The organism is Thalassotalea sp. 1_MG-2023, assembly GCF_030546745.1.
GTDB lineage: Bacteria > Pseudomonadota > Gammaproteobacteria > Enterobacterales > Alteromonadaceae > Thalassotalea_C.
The window spans coordinates 167,490-184,495 of sequence record NZ_JAUOPD010000004.1 but is presented as its reverse complement, the minus strand read 5'-3'; the positions used below and the strand labels follow the sequence as shown (position 1 = coordinate 184,495).

General features: G+C 39.4%; 17 protein-coding genes. 7 read left to right on the top strand and 10 right to left on the bottom strand.

Annotated features, from left to right (window positions below; translation table 11 throughout):
• The first annotated feature begins 103 nt into the window (after nucleotides 1-103).
• Complete coding sequence (locus tag Q4489_RS04920; protein ID WP_303477793.1) at nucleotides 104-457, top strand: VanZ family protein; 354 nt, start codon at nucleotides 104-106, stop codon at nucleotides 455-457.
• Complete coding sequence (locus tag Q4489_RS04915; protein ID WP_303477791.1) at nucleotides 457-1,353, top strand: ketopantoate reductase family protein; 897 nt, start codon at nucleotides 457-459, stop codon at nucleotides 1,351-1,353. The genes Q4489_RS04920 and Q4489_RS04915 overlap by 1 nt, the downstream gene beginning before the upstream one ends.
• A gap of 18 nt (nucleotides 1,354-1,371) precedes the next feature.
• Here the strand turns inward: Q4489_RS04915 and thiI are convergent, their stop codons facing one another.
• The 3 genes from thiI to pomA all read right to left on the bottom strand — a co-directional run bounded on the left by thiI (nucleotide 1,372) and on the right by pomA (nucleotide 4,675).
• Nucleotides 1,372-2,826, bottom strand: a complete 1,455-nt coding sequence (thiI, locus tag Q4489_RS04910) for a tRNA uracil 4-sulfurtransferase ThiI (protein WP_303477789.1) — start codon at nucleotides 2,824-2,826, stop codon at nucleotides 1,372-1,374.
• A gap of 116 nt (nucleotides 2,827-2,942) precedes the next feature.
• The gene (locus Q4489_RS04905; protein ID WP_074500370.1) at nucleotides 2,943-3,899 is read right to left on the bottom strand and encodes a flagellar motor protein MotB; all 957 of its coding nucleotides are present in this window, start codon (nucleotides 3,897-3,899) and stop codon (nucleotides 2,943-2,945) included.
• An 11-nt stretch (nucleotides 3,900-3,910) separates the two neighbouring features.
• Entirely contained in the window at nucleotides 3,911-4,675 is a 765-nt protein-coding gene (pomA, locus tag Q4489_RS04900) for a flagellar motor protein PomA (protein WP_074500368.1), read from the bottom strand.
• Between the two features lie 244 nt (nucleotides 4,676-4,919).
• Here pomA and xseB point away from each other — a divergent pair, with 244 nt between their 5' ends.
• The 5 genes from xseB (at nucleotide 4,920) to Q4489_RS04875 (ending at nucleotide 10,605) form a co-directional block, all read left to right on the top strand.
• Nucleotides 4,920-5,162 carry an exodeoxyribonuclease VII small subunit gene (xseB, locus tag Q4489_RS04895; RefSeq protein WP_303477786.1) on the top strand — a complete coding sequence of 81 codons (243 nt, stop codon included), beginning with the start codon at nucleotides 4,920-4,922 and terminating at the stop codon, nucleotides 5,160-5,162.
• 3 nt (nucleotides 5,163-5,165) lie between these two features.
• Nucleotides 5,166-6,056 carry a (2E,6E)-farnesyl diphosphate synthase gene (ispA, locus tag Q4489_RS04890; RefSeq protein WP_303477785.1) on the top strand — a complete coding sequence of 297 codons (891 nt, stop codon included), beginning with the start codon at nucleotides 5,166-5,168 and terminating at the stop codon, nucleotides 6,054-6,056.
• A gap of 21 nt (nucleotides 6,057-6,077) precedes the next feature.
• A complete protein-coding gene (gene dxs / locus Q4489_RS04885) occupies nucleotides 6,078-7,940 on the top strand; it encodes a 1-deoxy-D-xylulose-5-phosphate synthase (RefSeq protein WP_303477784.1) in 1,863 nt (620 codons plus the stop codon).
• Nucleotides 7,941-8,111: 171 nt separating this feature from the next.
• Entirely contained in the window at nucleotides 8,112-9,653 is a 1,542-nt protein-coding gene (locus tag Q4489_RS04880; RefSeq protein WP_303477783.1) for an amidase, read from the top strand.
• 97 nt (nucleotides 9,654-9,750) lie between these two features.
• Nucleotides 9,751-10,605 (top strand): hypothetical protein, encoded by an 855-nt coding sequence (locus tag Q4489_RS04875; protein WP_303477782.1) that lies wholly within the window; start codon nucleotides 9,751-9,753, stop codon nucleotides 10,603-10,605.
• A 50-nt stretch (nucleotides 10,606-10,655) separates the two neighbouring features.
• Here Q4489_RS04875 and ribBA read toward each other — a convergent pair whose 3' ends face one another.
• The 7 genes from ribBA to Q4489_RS04840 all read right to left on the bottom strand — a co-directional run bounded on the left by ribBA (nucleotide 10,656) and on the right by Q4489_RS04840 (nucleotide 16,995).
• Nucleotides 10,656-11,768 carry a bifunctional 3,4-dihydroxy-2-butanone-4-phosphate synthase/GTP cyclohydrolase II gene (gene ribBA, locus Q4489_RS04870; RefSeq protein WP_303477780.1) on the bottom strand — a complete coding sequence of 371 codons (1,113 nt, stop codon included), beginning with the start codon at nucleotides 11,766-11,768 and terminating at the stop codon, nucleotides 10,656-10,658.
• A 9-nt stretch (nucleotides 11,769-11,777) separates the two neighbouring features.
• Complete coding sequence (locus Q4489_RS04865; RefSeq protein ID WP_303477778.1) at nucleotides 11,778-12,440, bottom strand: riboflavin synthase; 663 nt, start codon at nucleotides 12,438-12,440, stop codon at nucleotides 11,778-11,780.
• A 1-nt stretch (nucleotide 12,441) separates the two neighbouring features.
• On the bottom strand, nucleotides 12,442-13,596 hold the full coding sequence (gene ribD, locus Q4489_RS04860; protein WP_303477777.1) for a bifunctional diaminohydroxyphosphoribosylaminopyrimidine deaminase/5-amino-6-(5-phosphoribosylamino)uracil reductase RibD: 1,155 nt from the start codon (nucleotides 13,594-13,596) through the stop codon (nucleotides 12,442-12,444).
• Nucleotide 13,597: 1 nt separating this feature from the next.
• Nucleotides 13,598-14,053, bottom strand: a complete 456-nt coding sequence (nrdR, locus tag Q4489_RS04855) for a transcriptional regulator NrdR (protein ID WP_074500347.1) — start codon at nucleotides 14,051-14,053, stop codon at nucleotides 13,598-13,600.
• 153 nt (nucleotides 14,054-14,206) lie between these two features.
• A complete protein-coding gene (gene glyA, locus Q4489_RS04850; RefSeq protein WP_303477776.1) occupies nucleotides 14,207-15,463 on the bottom strand; it encodes a serine hydroxymethyltransferase in 1,257 nt (418 codons plus the stop codon).
• Between the two features lie 312 nt (nucleotides 15,464-15,775).
• Nucleotides 15,776-16,405 (bottom strand): hypothetical protein, encoded by a 630-nt coding sequence (locus tag Q4489_RS04845; protein WP_303477775.1) that lies wholly within the window; start codon nucleotides 16,403-16,405, stop codon nucleotides 15,776-15,778.
• Entirely contained in the window at nucleotides 16,405-16,995 is a 591-nt protein-coding gene (locus Q4489_RS04840) for an RNA polymerase sigma factor (RefSeq protein WP_303477774.1), read from the bottom strand. Before Q4489_RS04840 ends, Q4489_RS04845 begins: the two co-directional genes overlap by 1 nt.
• Nucleotides 16,996-17,006: the final 11 nt, after the last annotated feature.

Below are 17,006 nucleotides of genomic sequence, written 5' to 3'. Positions count from 1 at the left end.
ATAACAAAATCTAGAATTGCTAAAAACCAATATCCATGGCATTTTTTTATTCATCTCTCATGATATGATGTAACTTTCGTGCGACAAATCATAATCATACAACATGAACAGCCAAAAGCTTTTGCTTATTCTATTTGTTTTTATTCTCATAATCACTGGTGTTAGCTTACTCGCTAAAGATTTAGAAGCTATTATTAGCCGAGGCACTGATATTGACTCTATTGGTCATATGCTGGGATTTTTTCTATTAACTTGGTTTTTACATAGCGCTTGTCGCTTTCCTTTAATCACATTATCTATCGCATTAATTTTTTATGCTGCGCTAACAGAAATAGGGCAATGGTATCTAGGTTTCAGAAACCCTGAGTTAAGTGATTTTATCGCCGATACTGTCGGGATTTTAACCTTTATCACATTGAAATGGCTCAAGTTAATGTATTTCCAGCGAGTTCGTTAATGAAAATAGTCGTAATAGGACAAGGTGCAATCGGCTTATTATGGTATTCACACCTAGTAAGCACTGAGCATTCCCCGGCATTGTTATGTTCACAACGCGCAGTGACTACTGATACTAATATGTCACTGACCACCTACGATAATCAGTTATCGGTGATACCACTTAACATTATAAACAAAGAACAACTTCAACTTGCGGATGTCGTACTCTTGTGTTTAAAGGCTTACGATATTTTACCTGCATTAAAGCAGTATCAAGCTTACTTAAATGAAAAAGCAACGATCATTTTATGCCATAACGGCATTATTGCACCAAACGATATTCATGCTGTACTACCTAAGCAAAGTGTTCTTACCTTGCTTACTACCCATGGCAGCAAAAAAACAGATAACTTTGCTATCACTCATACAGGTAATGGTCAAAGCCAACTAGGTAAATTGCAACAGGCATCGGAAGTAGAACATAAAACACTCACGACTATATTGAATCAAGCCTTACCGAGTGTCGTTTGGCACAATAATATTGGTTATCATCAATGGATAAAATTAGCCATCAATTGCGTGATCAATCCAATTACCGCACTTAACAATATAGATAATGGTGAATTACTCAAACCTCAGTATCAAGAGTTGATACATAAAATTTGTTTTGAAATTACGCAGGTCGCTGCAGCGGAAAATATCAAACTAGAATTGCAGCAGCTGATCAACAATGTTTTTAAGGTGGCATCGGTTACTGCTAAAAATTGTTCTTCAATGCGGGCGGATTTTCAACAAAATAAAGCCACTGAAATTGAACATATCAATGGCTATATTGTTAAGTTGGCAGCACAACACCAATTAGAAGTGCCGCAGAACTCATTACTTTATCAACAAGTTAACCAGCATTATAGCTGATAACAAAACGTTTTCTTATTATGGTCGGTAAACTTTAACGTTTTCAAAACCAATATCAATCAAATATAGAGCTTGTAACTTGCTCATTACTCCTTGTTCACAATACAAATAATATTGTTTGGCTTGATCTAAATCTCCAAATTGGGTGGCCAATTTAAAAAACGGCAAATGTTGCACGGTTACATGCTCTATCTCAAGCGGGCGTTCGTCTTCTTCTTCAGGGCTTCGAATATCTAATACAATAGCACCTTCACCTAGCTCAGATACTTCTTCAACGGCACGAATTTCTTGTTCGGTTTGCTCGCCTATGTCTTTAATATCAAAAATTCGAGTTTCTTCAACTACACGATCAAGAATGGAAAAATCAAAATTTTCTTCTTCCGCTTCTATTTTCGAAAGTACCGCTTTAACTGTTGGCTTTTTAGAGATCACACCACAATATTCAGGAATAGTTTTAGCAAAATCTTCGGTGCCTATTGCGCGTGCAATGTCGATAATATCTTGTTTATCGTAAGCAGCTAACGGACGTAATATTAACGTGTCGGTCACACGATCAATGACATTTAAATTAGTCAAAGTTTGACTAGATACTTGGCCCAATGCTTCACCAGTAACCAGTGCTTGTATACCACGTTTTTCAGCAATTTTTGCCGCAGCGCGCATCATCATGCGTTTTAAAATCACGCCCATTTGGCCGTTTTCAATGTTTTCTAAGATTTCGGCAACAACGGGTTCAAAATCAACAGCAAAAAACTTTACCCGATGTGATGCTCCGAATTTATTCCACAGAAAGTGGCTTACTTCTTTCACACCTACTTCGTGTGCTGAGCCACCTAGATTAAAAAAGCAGTAATGGGTACGTGCGCCTTTTTTGATCATTTGATAACTTGAAACACCTGAATCAAATCCACCAGACATTAACGAAAGAACATCTTCTTGAGTGGCAATTGGAAATCCGCCCAAGCCTTTATGACGTTCAGTGACAATAAACAAGTCTTTATGCTTTATTTCTAACCGAACGGTTACATCAGGTTTTTTCAGTTGTACTTTTGCTGAATCAACTGCTTGATTAAGCCCACCACCAACATATTGTTCAGCCTGTAATGAAGAAAAATCATGTTCTCCAGTACGTTTCACGCGTACACAAAAAGTTTTGTTTTCAATATGTTTGCCGTGAATTTCAAGTGTTTTTTCAAAGATATCATGTAAATCGGTAAATTCACGTTGTTGCACTTCAATGATCATCGCTACACCAGGAATGCATGTTAATGCGTTCACAAGCTTTTCGCGATTTTCTACAGAGTTATTTTTACTATTTACTTCAATACTGTCCCAATTAATTTTTGACGTAACCTGCTCATCTACTCGGCGTAAAACGTTTTTTATATTCGATTCTAAAATCTTTGTGAAACGTTTACGTACAGGTCTACTTTTAATCGCAATTTCAGCCTGAAGCTTAATAATAAATCTCATAACAACTTATCCAGAATTTTGGTGGCGCGGATTATACATCAAGCAAGATAAATGTGCGAAAAAAAAGGATCGCTTAGCGATCCTTTTAGATAGAGTGTGTTGGCCTAGCTCTTTGCTTATTGTGACTCACTAGAAATAATTGATACAGGCTCTGTTTCTTTAGCTTTACCCTGATTAATAGCGATTTCAACCCTGCGATTACGACGACGATTAAGAGCATTATTATTCGGTACTAACGGTTTAGCATCAGCATGGCCTGCGACAATCATTCTTGAAGGATCAAAGCCATCAACGTTAACTAACTCATGTGCAATAGCTACCGCACGCTTGCTTGATAAATCCCAATTAGAGGTGAATAACTCAGAACTAATACCGCGATTATCTGTATGGCCAGACACCATAATTTCACCTGGCACTGTATTTAATAACTCACCAATTTCTTGAATGATCGGACGAAATTGAGGCTGTAAAAAAGCTGAGCCTGAGGGAAATGAACCGTTTTCTCTGATACGAATAATAATTTGTTGGCCTAACTGCTCTAACTCAATAGCGCCATCTTGTATTTGCTGTTCAAGTTGATCTGCAATTTTTTTAACCAATTCATTTACTTGTTCTTGCGATGCCTGTTCTAACTCATCACTCGCTTTTTGTCGCGCCTGCGCTGACATTTCATCAGCCGTACTTTGTGATTGTCCACCCCGCTCTGTACCACGCTGCTCTTGGCGGCCACCTGCGGAAGTTTCATCCCCCGCCTGAAATTCTAACATTTGTTGTGTCATTTCGACCGTTTGTTGTTGGATCACTTCAATAGGCGTAGGCTCAGGTTTACCTGGTCTAAACTCTTGCGCAATAATACTGGTACCCTTGGGAATATCTTTTACTTCTATTTTATTTTGCACACCGAAAGCAAACTTCATTGACCCTGCAATTTGCTTAAATTTCAATACGTCCATTTCAGAAAAAGATAGCAACAACACAAAAAAGCACATCAATAATGACATAAGATCGGCAAAGGTACCCATCCATGGCGGTAGGCCAGGTGGTGGACATTTACACTCAGGAGGATTTGCCATCTGCTAACTCCCTACTCTTCTGTTGTATTAACGGCTCGTTTACTTTCAGCAAGGTAGTTTTTCAACAACCCTTCAATTACGCGCGGATTTTGCCCATCTTGAATGCCAAGCACTGCATCTAAAATAAGTTCTTGGTTGAGCTTTTCTTCTGCCATACGTAGTTTTAATTTATTCGCGATAGGTATAGCAATGACATTTGCCAAAAAAGCACCATAAAGAGTGGTTAATAATGCAACCGCCATTGCGGGGCCAATCGCTTTAGGATCATCCATATTTGAAAGCATCGCAACCAGACCAATTAGTGTACCGATCATACCCATTGCTGGTGCAATTTCGGCTAATGCCGACAGCATTCCTATACCGGTTTCATGTCGTTCTGTTGTTAAGTTAATATCTTTTTGCAGTGTGCCTCTTACAACATCAGCGTCGTGGCCATCAACCAGCATATCAACACCTTTTTGCATAAAGGCATTGGATATTTCAGCTTCCTCTAAAGCTAAAAAGCCACCTTTACGAGCAGCATCAGCCATTTCAACCGACTTTTCAATTAACTCATCAGGCTTTTCAATTTTAAACATAAAGGCCTTGCCCATAATCTTGCCAATACCAAAAAATTGGCCAAGGTTATAATTTGCAAGTACAACAAAAGTAGAGCCACAAAATACGATAAGTATGGATTGGGTATCAATAAACATATTGATGTCACCCCCCAATACCATTGCCATGACCACGAACCCAATGGCACCTAAAATTCCTAGTAGCGTAGCTAAATCCACACAAGCCTCCGAAAAAATGTTGCTAAATTGCTAGCCCAATAAAGATAATAACCTAAGGCGTATTAATTCGCGACTGCATTATAATCTATCACGAGAATACTTATATTATCGCCCATATTGTCAATAACTTAACAAATATTTTCACTTTATTTCATTGAAAGTAATTTAGTTGCTCAGTTGAACAAAGCGCACAGCTAAGGTATCTTGCGCGTTACTTATAAAAAGGCGCGGTTTGAGCGAGATCATGGCACGTAAAAAAATTGAGAACTTAAGTTTTGAAGAAGCGTTAAAAGAGCTTGAAACAATTGTTGATCAACTTGAAAAAGGCGAATTGAATCTAGAAGACTCAATGTCCATATTTGAACGCGGCTTGGCATTAAGCCAAGTTAGCCAAGAAAAACTAAAAGACGCAGAACAAAAAGTGCAGATTTTGATGCAACGACAAGAAAAGTCAGCGTTAGAAACATTTGAATCAAACGAGCTATAGCCAGTGCAACACTTGTTAGGATTACCTCAATACCAACAACGTATTGATCAATACCTTATAAACGCATTAGATAATATTGCCGTTAATGACCAACAATTACATGATGCCATGCGCTACGGTTTACTCATTGGTGGTAAGCGCATGCGGCCATTTCTTGCTTATATTACAGGTGAGTCTCTTGGCGCTTCAATAGAAGATATTGATGGAATTGCAGCAGCAATTGAGTGCATTCACGCCTATTCATTATTACATGATGACTTACCCGCCATGGATGACGATGATTTACGTCGCGGTAAACCAACCTGTCATAAAGCGTTCAATGAAGCTACCGCGATTCTTGCCGGTGATAGTTTACAAACACTTGCGTTTGATATTTTGGTAAACCACCCTTTTTCAGAACAGGTAAAAGCAAAACAGTTAACCTTAATGAAATTACTGGTTGATGCAGCTGGCTATCAAGGCATGTGTGGTGGCCAAGCTTTAGATCTTTCCGCAACTGATAGCAGCATTACGCTTGCAGCACTTGAACAACTGCATCATTTAAAAACAGGCGCTTTATTGCAAGCCTCAGTGTTAATGGCAGCAGAATGTGCACCTAATGTGACAACTGATGAAAAACTGGCACTAAAAGAATATGCACAACATGTTGGCTTAGCTTATCAAGTTCGCGATGATATTATTGATATAACGTCTAGTGAAGAAGAGCTAGGAAAGCCGACAGGTTCTGACCTAGAAGCAAACAAAAGTACCTATCCTTCATTGTTGGGTTTACAAGGTGCGCAACAAAAAGCAGACGACTTGTTTCAACAATCACTTCAAGCTTTGCGTAGATTGCCTTACAATACCCAAAATTTGTCAGACTTTGCGACATTTATAATTCAACGAACGAGCTAGGTTCTATTAAAACGAACAACTATGACGATAAATCTAAACGATTACCCGCTACTTTCAAAAATTGATACGCCTGATAATTTGCGTAAGTTATCGCCCGATCAATTACCAAATGCCAGTGATGAGTTACGTCGCTATTTGCTTAACTCTGTCAGCAAAAGTAGTGGTCATTTTGCCTCTGGCCTCGGCACAATAGAATTAACGGTTGCTTTGCACTATGTTTACAATACGCCTTTTGATCATTTAATTTGGGATGTTGGCCATCAAGCATACCCACATAAAATTCTTACCGGCAGGCGTGATCAGCTCCATACTATTCGTCAAAAAGAGGGGCTTCACCCATTTCCTTGGCGTGAAGAAAGTGAATATGATGTGCTTAGTGTTGGTCATTCAAGTACTTCAATTTCAGCAGCACTAGGATTAGCCGTAGCAGCAGAGAAGGAAGGAAAAAATAGAAAAGTTGTGGCTGTAATAGGTGATGGTGCCATGACTGCCGGAATGGCATTTGAAGCATTAAACCATGCTGGTGATATTCACAAAGATATGTTGGTGATTTTAAACGATAACGAAATGTCGATTTCTGAAAATGTTGGCGCGTTAAATAATCATTTAGCCAAAATGCTATCGGGTAGCTTTTACACGGGATTTAGAGAAGGCAGTAAACGCTTATTAAATAATATTCCGCCGATTAAAGAACTTGCAAGTCGCGCTGAAGAGCACTTAAAAGGTATGGTTGTGCCCAGCACCTTTTTTGAAGAATTAGGGTTTAATTATATTGGCCCAATTGACGGGCACGACGTTACCGGCTTAGTCAACACCATTAGTAACATGCGCAACCTTAAAGGGCCGCAAATACTGCATATTGCCACTAAAAAAGGTAAAGGCTTCCAAGCAGCAGAGCAAGATCCAATTAAGTATCATGCTGTACCAAAATTTAACCCGTCTGAAACCGGTTTACCGAAAAGCCCACCAAGCTTACCTACCTATTCGAAAATTTTTGGTGATTGGTTATGTAAAATGGCTGAAGTGGATGAAAAACTAGCAGCTATAACGCCAGCTATGCGTGAAGGTTCCGGTATGGTTGAGTTTAGTCAGCGTTTTCCTGACAAATATTACGATGTTGCCATTGCAGAGCAGCATGCTGTCACCTTTGCTGCGGGGCTTGCTATTGGTGGGAATAACGCGATTGTCGCCATCTATTCAAGTTTTCTTCAACGGGGTTACGATCAATTAATTCACGATATTGCTATACAAAATTTGCCGGTATTATTTGCAATAGATAGAGCAGGTATTGTTGGCGCAGATGGTCCTACACATCAAGGGGCCTTTGATCTTAGTTTTATGCGCTGTATTCCTAATTTAATCATCATGACACCCTCAGATGAACGTGAATGCCAATTAATGCTAACAACCGGTCATAAAGCCAATCAACCTGCGGCAGTTCGCTATCCTAGAGGTAATGCTATTGGTGTTGAATTACCTGCATTAACCGAAACAATTGAAATAGGTAAAGCGAAACTTATCAGCGAAGGCAATAAAGTAGCTATTCTTAATTTTGGTACCATGCTCAAAGAAGCTAACATTGCGGCAACACATTTTGATGCAACACTTGTTGATATGCGCTTTGTAAAACCGCTTGATGAACAATTACTTGAAACAATTGCACAACAACATGATGTGATTGTGACGGTCGAAGACAATGCAATAGCAGGTGGTGCCGGTTCAGCAGTTAATGAGTACTTACTTAAAAATAAAATTCAAGTCAGTATCTTAAATATTGGGTTACCTGATAAATTTATTAAACACGGCAGTCAACAGGAAATCCACCAGGAATTGGGTTTAGACTCCGAAGGAATTATCGCTAAAATCAACGCCTTTCTCACCTAATCAATTAAAAACGTTGTGCTAATACCCTTGGTATCAAGACGAAAGCACAACGTTTTATTGTAACTCTAGTTGCACAATTCTCACTTTCCGTCGTGCACTTATTTTTTCAATTTTCTAGACAATAAGCCATGCGCTACGTTATAAAAAACAAAATAATAATTAAGGATCACCATGCGCATACTCACTGTTATACTATTTTTGTTAGTTCAGATATTTTCTACACAAGCAAATACAAATACCCTACCTGCCACAGAAACAAAAATTACCACCATACACCAACAGTTTAAACAAGGAACGCTTACTAGCGAGCAATTGGTTAAGCAGTATTTAGCACGTATCAAAAAATACGATAAACAAGGCCTTGCACTAAATGCTGTTTCGCAAATTAATCCACATGCCCTTGCCCGTGCAAAAGACTTAGACGAACAATTTAAACAAAAAGGATTAACCGGCCCACTTCACGGTATTCCTGTGTTATTGAAAGATAATATTGATACCACAGATGATATGTCAAATAGCGCAGGCTCATTAGCACTTAAAGAACATTTTCCAGCCAATAATGCATTCTTAGTCAAACAGTTGCTCAAGGCTGGTGCTATTATTCTTGGCAAAACTAACCTGAGCGAATGGGCAAACTTCCGCTCTACGTCTTCATCTAGTGGCTGGAGCAGTATGTATGGCCAGACTAAAAATGCACACGATGTAACACGTAGTCCATGTGGCTCAAGTTCAGGCTCTGGTGTTGCTATCGCTGCAGATTTTGCTGTTTTAGCCGTTGGAACTGAAACCGATGGTTCAGTTACCTGTCCGGCTGCAATTAACGGTATTGTCGGCATCAAACCTACTCTCGGTACGGTGAGTCGTAGTGGCATTATTCCTATTGCACATAGCCAAGATACCGCAGGCCCTATGGCACAAACAGTAAGCGATGCCGTTATTATGCTAAGCGCTATGACTGCTATTGATAAACACGACCCAGCACCTGTTGATTCAACAATTGATTATGTAAAGCATCTTAAAAAAGACGGTTTGGCTGGTAAACGAATTGGTGTAGTTAGAAATTTAACGGGATATCACAATCAATTAGATAATACCTTCGAACAAGCAATAAAAGACCTTCGTGCCCAAGGCGCAATCATTGTCGATGAGGTTACTTTTGAGACTAAAGATACATGGGGTGGCAATGAATTTGAAGTATTACTCTATGAATTTAAAGCAGATCTAAACTCATACTTAGCAAGTACAGCGGAAGGGTTACCCAAATCACTGGAAGCGATCATTGAGTTTAACCAAAAAAATGCTGAAAAAGTGATGCCACATTTTGCCCAAGAAATAATGCAAATGGCCCAGTCAAAAGCCGCATTAACTGCTCAAGATTATCTCACGGCATTAAAAAGTGCTAAACAAGCGACACAAAAAGATGGCATAGATAAGTTATTAAACGATCACAAATTAGATCTGTTAGTTGCTCCAACAACAGGCCCTGCTTGGAAAATTGATCATGTAAACGGAGACCATTATCTTGGTGCTGCTTCAAGCGCTCCGGCAATAGCTGGTTATCCACATATCACCGTGCCTATGGGCTTTGTTAAGCATTTACCGGTTGGTATATCGTTCATTGGAGGTTTTTTACAAGAAGGTACATTAATAGAAGCGGCATACAGTTACGAACAAGCAACACAGCACAGACGTGATCCGGCGCAATTAAAATAAAGCCTCGTTTTGTTATTCAAATGTTGAATGTAACCAAACGCTCTGATAGCGTATGGTTACACCCTTTACGATAATCTATAACAAATAAGTTGCTGTATTGATTAATAAACTTTTTCTGACTGGCATCGTATTAACGTTTTTTCATGCTTGCGCACAAGCTAAAGAAACCATTATATGGCGAATAGTCGATTGGCCACCCTTTTATATTTTACAAGGGCCCGATAAAGGACAAGGAATTTACGATAGTTTGCTTGATCAAATAATCTTGCAAATGCCATCGTACCACCATAAAAAAGTGGTGATGAATACACAGCGTTTACGTCGAGAATTTACCAAAAAAACCAAAGTATGCTCACCTTCCGCACTGTCTAATACTCCCGCATTACTATCACACACAAATAGTTTTTTATTACCCCATCAACTTATTTATCATCAAGATGATTTTCCCAGTTTGAAGTATCAGCCTTCTGCTTCCTTAGCCTCTATACTCAAAGCGGGTGATACAAGGATAGGTGTCGCCACGCAACGCTATCCAAAAGTCATTAATGATATTCTAGCTATGCATTTAACAGATAACCGTGTTGTTTGGCAAAACAACTATAACAGCTTGATACGTATGTTTTTTCGTCGACGTTTCGATATGTTAATAGAATATCCGCCTGTGGTAAATTACGCTAAACATATGCTGGGACTTTCAAGTAATTATTCAACAATCTCATTAGACGAACTCTCATCGAGCAACTATTTACCCGTACACTTTGCATGTTCAGATAATGCTTGGGGAAAACAAGTTATTCATCGCATTAATCAGTTATTAGCACAAGAAGTAAAACAAGCTAATTATTTAGCACCGCGTTTACGTTGGTACGAAGGGGAAGAAAAAATACGCTTAAAGCAATATTACCACGCGCACTATCTTGATGATAAAAAAACGCCTTTTGTTGACAACTGAGCGACAAAAGGCGTCCATTAAGTACGTGTTAACAAACAGAATAATTAACGCTATTCTTCATTAATATATTCCACAACCTCTAGGCCAAAACCTGACAGTGAATGATATTTTACTTGTGAGCTTAATAGGCGCATTTTACCTACTCCTAAGTTAGCCAAAATTTGTGACCCAACACCAACATTTCGTGAGCCAATATGACGCTGCACTTCTTTAACTTCTTCGCCAGCATCAAGCTTAGCGTATTTTTTTACTTGCGTAATAAGCTCGTCAGGCGACTCATGCTTACCCAGCAATACTAATACGCCACCTTCTTTACCTATTCGTGCTAATGCATCACCAATTGGCCACTTAGCAACGCTTTCTCGTTGGCTAAACAATAAATCTCTAAAGGTATTCTCTAGGTGCACGCGTACTAAAGTAGGGGTTTCGTGTTCGATAACTCCGTTAGTTAATGCAAAATGTGCTTGGCCGTCAATAGTATCTTTAAAAACAGTAAGTTCGAACTCACCGAAAGCAGTAGGTAATTTACATTGTGAAACGCGTTCAATCGTTGTTTCGTTGGCATTACGATACTCTATTAGATCGGCAATCGTCCCCATTTTAATGCCATGGCGTTCAGCAATTACCTCTAAATCCGGACGGCGCGCCATGGTGCCATCTTCATTTAGAATTTCAACAATGACAGAGGCAGGCTCTAACCCTGCTAACCTGGCCAAATCAACACCAGCTTCGGTATGCCCTGCTCGATTCAGTACGCCACCATCTTTCGCCATTAAAGGGAAAATATGCCCTGGTTGTACGATAGAGTGTTGGTTAGCTTCTTTAGACACTGCAGCTAATACAGTTTTAGCACGATCTGCGGCTGAAATGCCTGTTGTAACACCTTCTGCAGCTTCAATTGAAACCGTAAAATTCGTTGAAAACTGTGCATCATTTTTGCTGACCATTAAAGGCAGGTTTAATTTTTTACAGCGTTCGATGGTCATAGGCATACAAATTAAACCACGCCCGTGTGTTGCCATAAAATTAATTGCTTCAGGCGTGACAAGCTCCGCTGCCATGATGAAGTCACCTTCATTTTCGCGATCTTCGTCATCCATTAGGATGACCATTTTGCCCTGTTTAATATCGTCAATTAGCTCCTGCGGAGTATGTAAATTCATGACAGCCTCTTAATTTTTAATAAAACCACTTTGGCGTAACAAAGATTCAGTCACGCCAAGTGTTTGTGTGTTGTTGTCTTGTTTTTTCAACAATAAACGCTCGATGTAACGTGCCATTACATCTACTTCAATATTTACCTGACTACCTACCTGATAGTTTGGCATAATAGTTTGCTCCGACGTATGAGGAACAATCGTCAATCTAAACGATGTTGTATCTACTGAGTTGACCGTTAAACTTACACCATCGATGGTAATAGAACCTTTTTCCGCAATATAGGGGGCAACATCATCGGTCATTTCAAGCCAATAATCAGTACTATTTCCAGCCTTATTGATCTGGGTGATACAAACAACGGCATCAACATGTCCAGAAACAATATGGCCTCCAAATCGTGTTGTAGGTAACATGGCCTTTTCTAAGTTTACCTGTTGGTTCGCTTGATAATGAGCAAACCCGGTACGTGAGAGTGTTTCTGTAGAAACATCGGCACTGAAGCTTGTGCTATCAAAAGCAACCACAGTTAAACAAATACCATTGGTTGCTATTGAATCGCCAAGCTTTACATCTGACATATCTAGTTTGCCTGTTGCGATAACAATTCGAGCACCATGCGACCCTACTTGTATTTGCTTGATCGTGCCGATAGCTTCAATAATTCCAGTAAACATGCTAGTTCTCTATTTTTACATTGTCATGAATAAAGTGTGCGACAATTTTTATATCGCAACCTACTCGAGTAACATCTTGAATATGTAATGATTTTGCTTGTGTTAACTTATCAATATGAGAAAAATTCACCAACCCTTTTCCAGCATGGCCAAGTAACTTGGGCGCTTGATAGAGAACTAATTCATCAACCAAATTTTGCTCAATGAATGCGCCCGCTAATTGCATACCCGACTCAATTAAAACGTCATTTAAACCTTTATCCGCTAGTACTTTCAACGCTGCGCTTAAATCAACATAGTGACCACATTGTGATTGTTTAACACAAATATGCTCTACGAAATGCGGCCATTGATGCCTGTTTTCAAGTTTAGTCGTTAATATCAACACAGGTGATGCAGTGTCAAACAGTGCTAAATCTGGAGTTAAACGGTTTTTTGAATCGATAACAACGCGAACAGGTTGCCGAACTTGTTGGTCTGCATAATGATGTTTAATTTCGCCTAACTCAGACCAACGTACAGTCATGCGTGCGTTGTCATGCAAGATGGAATCAGCACCACTAATTACCGCGCAACTCTGCGCTCTAAGTTGCTGTACATCACAACGAGCGTCATTTGAGGTGATCCATTTACTTTCACCCGAAGACATCGCTGTTTTGCCATCTAAACTGGCTGCAAGTTTACAACGAACATAGGGCTTTTGTTGGGTCATTAACGTGATAAACCCCACGTTAAGTGCTCGAGCATCAGCTTCAAGTAAACCATAGGCGGTTTCTATGCCTGCTTGCGCTAACATTGCTAAACCATTACCAGAAACTTGTGGATTTGGGTCAACCATGGCAGCAATTACTTTTACCACACCAGCGTCTATTAACCCTTTAGCACAAGGTGGAGTTCTTCCGTAGTGTGAACAAGGCTCTAAGGTTACATACGCTGTTGCCCCTTTTGCCTGTTTTTTGGCTTGTGCCAGTGCATTAACTTCAGCATGTGCAGAACCGGCCTGTTGATGCCAGCCTTCACCAATCACCTTTCCATTTTTCACCAGCACACAACCTACGCGAGGATTAGGTGAAACGGTATATAACCCTTTTTTAGCAAGTGCTATCGCTCTTGCCATATATCGGTGATCATCAAGGGTAAAGGTGTTACAACTCATCTTAGTTATCATCACCTAAACGAGCAATTTCTTCGCCAAATTCGCGAATATCTTCAAACGAACGATACACAGATGCAAAACGAACATAAGCAACCTTATCAAGCTTTTTCAACTGTTCCATAATTAGGTTACCCAGCATTTCACTTGAAACTTCTCGTTCGCCAGTTGCGCGCAATTTTGATTTTAATCGATTAATTGCTTTTTCAGTTTGTTCAACACTGACAGGACGCTTTTCTAAAGCACGCATTAAACCAGAGCGAAGTTTTTCCTCATGATACGGTTCTCTCGAACCATCTCGCTTGATAATACGAGGCATAACAAGTTCAGCCATTTCAAAAGTAGTAAAGCGTTCTAAGCAAGCAATACATTCTCTACGTCGTCTGATTTGGTGGCCATCTGCCACGAGACGAGAATCTATCACTTTAGTTTCAGTCGCCGTACAAAATGGGCAATACATGCCTGTTCCTACTATTTACAATGATGAGGTTATTTTAAAGGAATTTATCCGTGAAGTAACTGACAAATACTAAAAAGCCCAAAGTTTCCTTTGGGCTTTAATCTACTTAGGTGAATAGGCTTTTATCTATTCACCTTTTTAAACAGAGTTTAATTATGCATATACCGGTAAACGAGTACAAAGTTCTTTTACTTTTTCTTGTACCGTAGCGATTGTTGCTTCGTTATTGATATCATCAAGAATGTCACAGATCCAGCCTGTTAATGCTTTAGTTTCTTCTACACCGAAGCCACGACGAGTAATTGCCGGTGTACCTAAACGTAAGCCAGAAGTAACAAAAGGAGAACGCGGATCATTTGGTACCGAGTTTTTATTCACGGTAATGTGCGCACGACCTAACGCCGCATCAGCATCTTTACCTGTGATATCTTTATCAATTAAGTCTAATAATAATAAATGGTTTTCAGTGCCATTAGAAACAACTTTGTAACCGCGCTCTTGTAACACTTCAACCATCGCTTTAGCGTTATCTAACACTTGTTGTTGATATACTTTAAATTCAGGCTCTAATGCTTCTTTAAATGCAACGGCTTTAGCGGCAATCACATGCATTAATGGGCCACCTTGCCCTCCTGGAAATACTGCTGAATTTAACTTTTTGTAAATAGCTTCATCGCCACAGCCAGCAACAATTAACCCACCACGTGGGCCAGCTAATGTTTTGTGTGTTGTTGTAGTAACAACATGTGCATGAGGAACTGGGTTTGGATAAAGGCCCGCAGCAACTAAACCTGCAACATGTGCCATATCAACCATAAAGTAAGCACCGATGCTATCTGCAATTTTACGCATGCGCGCCCAGTCAACGATTCCAGAGAATGCAGAAAAACCGCCAATGATCATTTCCGGTTTGTGTTCTTGTGCTAAACGTTCCATTTCAGCGTAGTCAATATCACCGGTTTCAGGGTCTAAACCATATTGAATCGCTTCATAAGATTTACCGGAAAAGTTAACGTGTGCACCATGTGTTAAATGACCGCCATGCGCCAAGCTCATACCAAGAACTTTACCGCCAGGCGTTACAAGTGCTTGAAATACAGCAGCATTTGCTTGAGAACCAGCGTGCGGTTGCACATTGGCATAATCAGCACCAAATAATGCTTTCGCACGTTCAATCGCAAGTGCTTCAGCTTTATCTACAAATTCACAGCCACCGTAGTAACGCTTGCCAGGGTAACCTTCAGCATATTTATTAGTTAACTGAGAACCTTGTGCCTCAAGTACACGAGGGCTACAGTAGTTTTCAGAAGCAATTAGTTCGATGTGCTCTTCTTGACGAGTAGTTTCGTCAGTCATTGATTGCCATAATTCAGCATCAAAGTCAGCAATATTCATATCACGAGTAAGCATGTTTTTACCTCAAGTTCTCAGCATCATGGCCTTGCACAATACGAGGCATTTGCTGGAGGGTTGTCTAAATTAATTGCCGCATATTTTGCCTGAATCATGCGCTAAAGTATACGCAAAAACCCGATGCAGTTATTTCATTTTTTAATGAAATATATCGATTGCTCTTTGTGCTATATGCGGTAAAAGTTTTCTTTTGCGAGATCATATTCGCTATTGAAGTAATATATCGAATAAAAAACCAAAGAACAACATATTAAATTCAGGATTAAAGAATTAAAACCGAATTTAATATGGTCAAGACAATATAATCGGTTAATTATTCTTTGTTTTAGCAATCATTGCTTTAAGCTCTTTTTGGCGTTTTAGTCCAAACCAATGAGTAATAGCAAACATAAGAACAATAAGTATATTAATGGTAATTAAACCGTTCATTGCCGGTTTTTCCGCATTAAGTGCTGTTTCATAAACAAAAAAGTTAGCTAATAGTCCAAAGGGTAAACAAGACCATTTCGTTAAACGAATATAACTTAATGAAGACTCAATACCTTTTATCGCGTTATTAACCGCATTTTCTGGGCTATCATTGATTTGTTGCCAGGCTGTTTGTCTGATTTTATATTCGTAATAACAGAAAACAACTGAAAGTACGAAACTGCCCCACATGTAACTCAGAAATGATCTTTCCCAAGAATCTTCAATCAATGTGCCATACATGGCACCAAATAAAAGCCCTATGGTTGCAACTACATTTCCCCAGAATAAGCATTTCGCTTTACGTGTTCTTCGTTTTGTTTCTTTAAGTAGCTTTTTAATATCAGCTTTTTCTGTTGGTTGCTGCTGCCAATCTTTCGCCAATTCCTGCCATTGTTCATCGATAAATGAAGTGTCAGTATCGTTATCTTGATTCATGTTGTTATCAGGTTCATTGTTATTTGCAGTCATTATGAGTGTGCTCCGAGTATCTTACTCAATGAGGCTTTAGCGCGTTGAAGCCTAACTCCCACTAAATTAGTACTAATAGATAGTACGTCTGCAATTTCTTGGTAACTCATCCCTTCTAGTGCAAGCGTTATTACTTGCTGTTGATCCAATTTTAATTGACGTATAGCCTGCGCTAATTTTTGCTGACGCTGCTGTTGATCTAAAGACTGAAAGGGGGTGGGTTGTTGATGATCTTTTTCTATCTCATGCGGCATATCACTAAGATCGTGATCAGCCTTTACAGTACGAACGGCTTTAGCAACATGTGTTGCTAATACATTATGTGCAATTCGTGCAACAAAGGTTTTAACTGCCGAGTCATGCCTAAACGAGGGTAATGCTCGCCATATATTTAAAGCAATTTCTTGAAAGAGTTCATCTTGTAAAGCCGGCTTAGCTTCAAAACCCGTGATAATATGACGAAGCAACTTTTCATGCTCCGTCATCCACTGCGTAAAAGTTTGTTGATGATCCAAAACGTAAGAATTCCCATGCGTTGCTGTTAAAAAGCAATCTTGTTTTAATGCGGGCAATTTTAACGCTTTATTCACAGATCACCAAC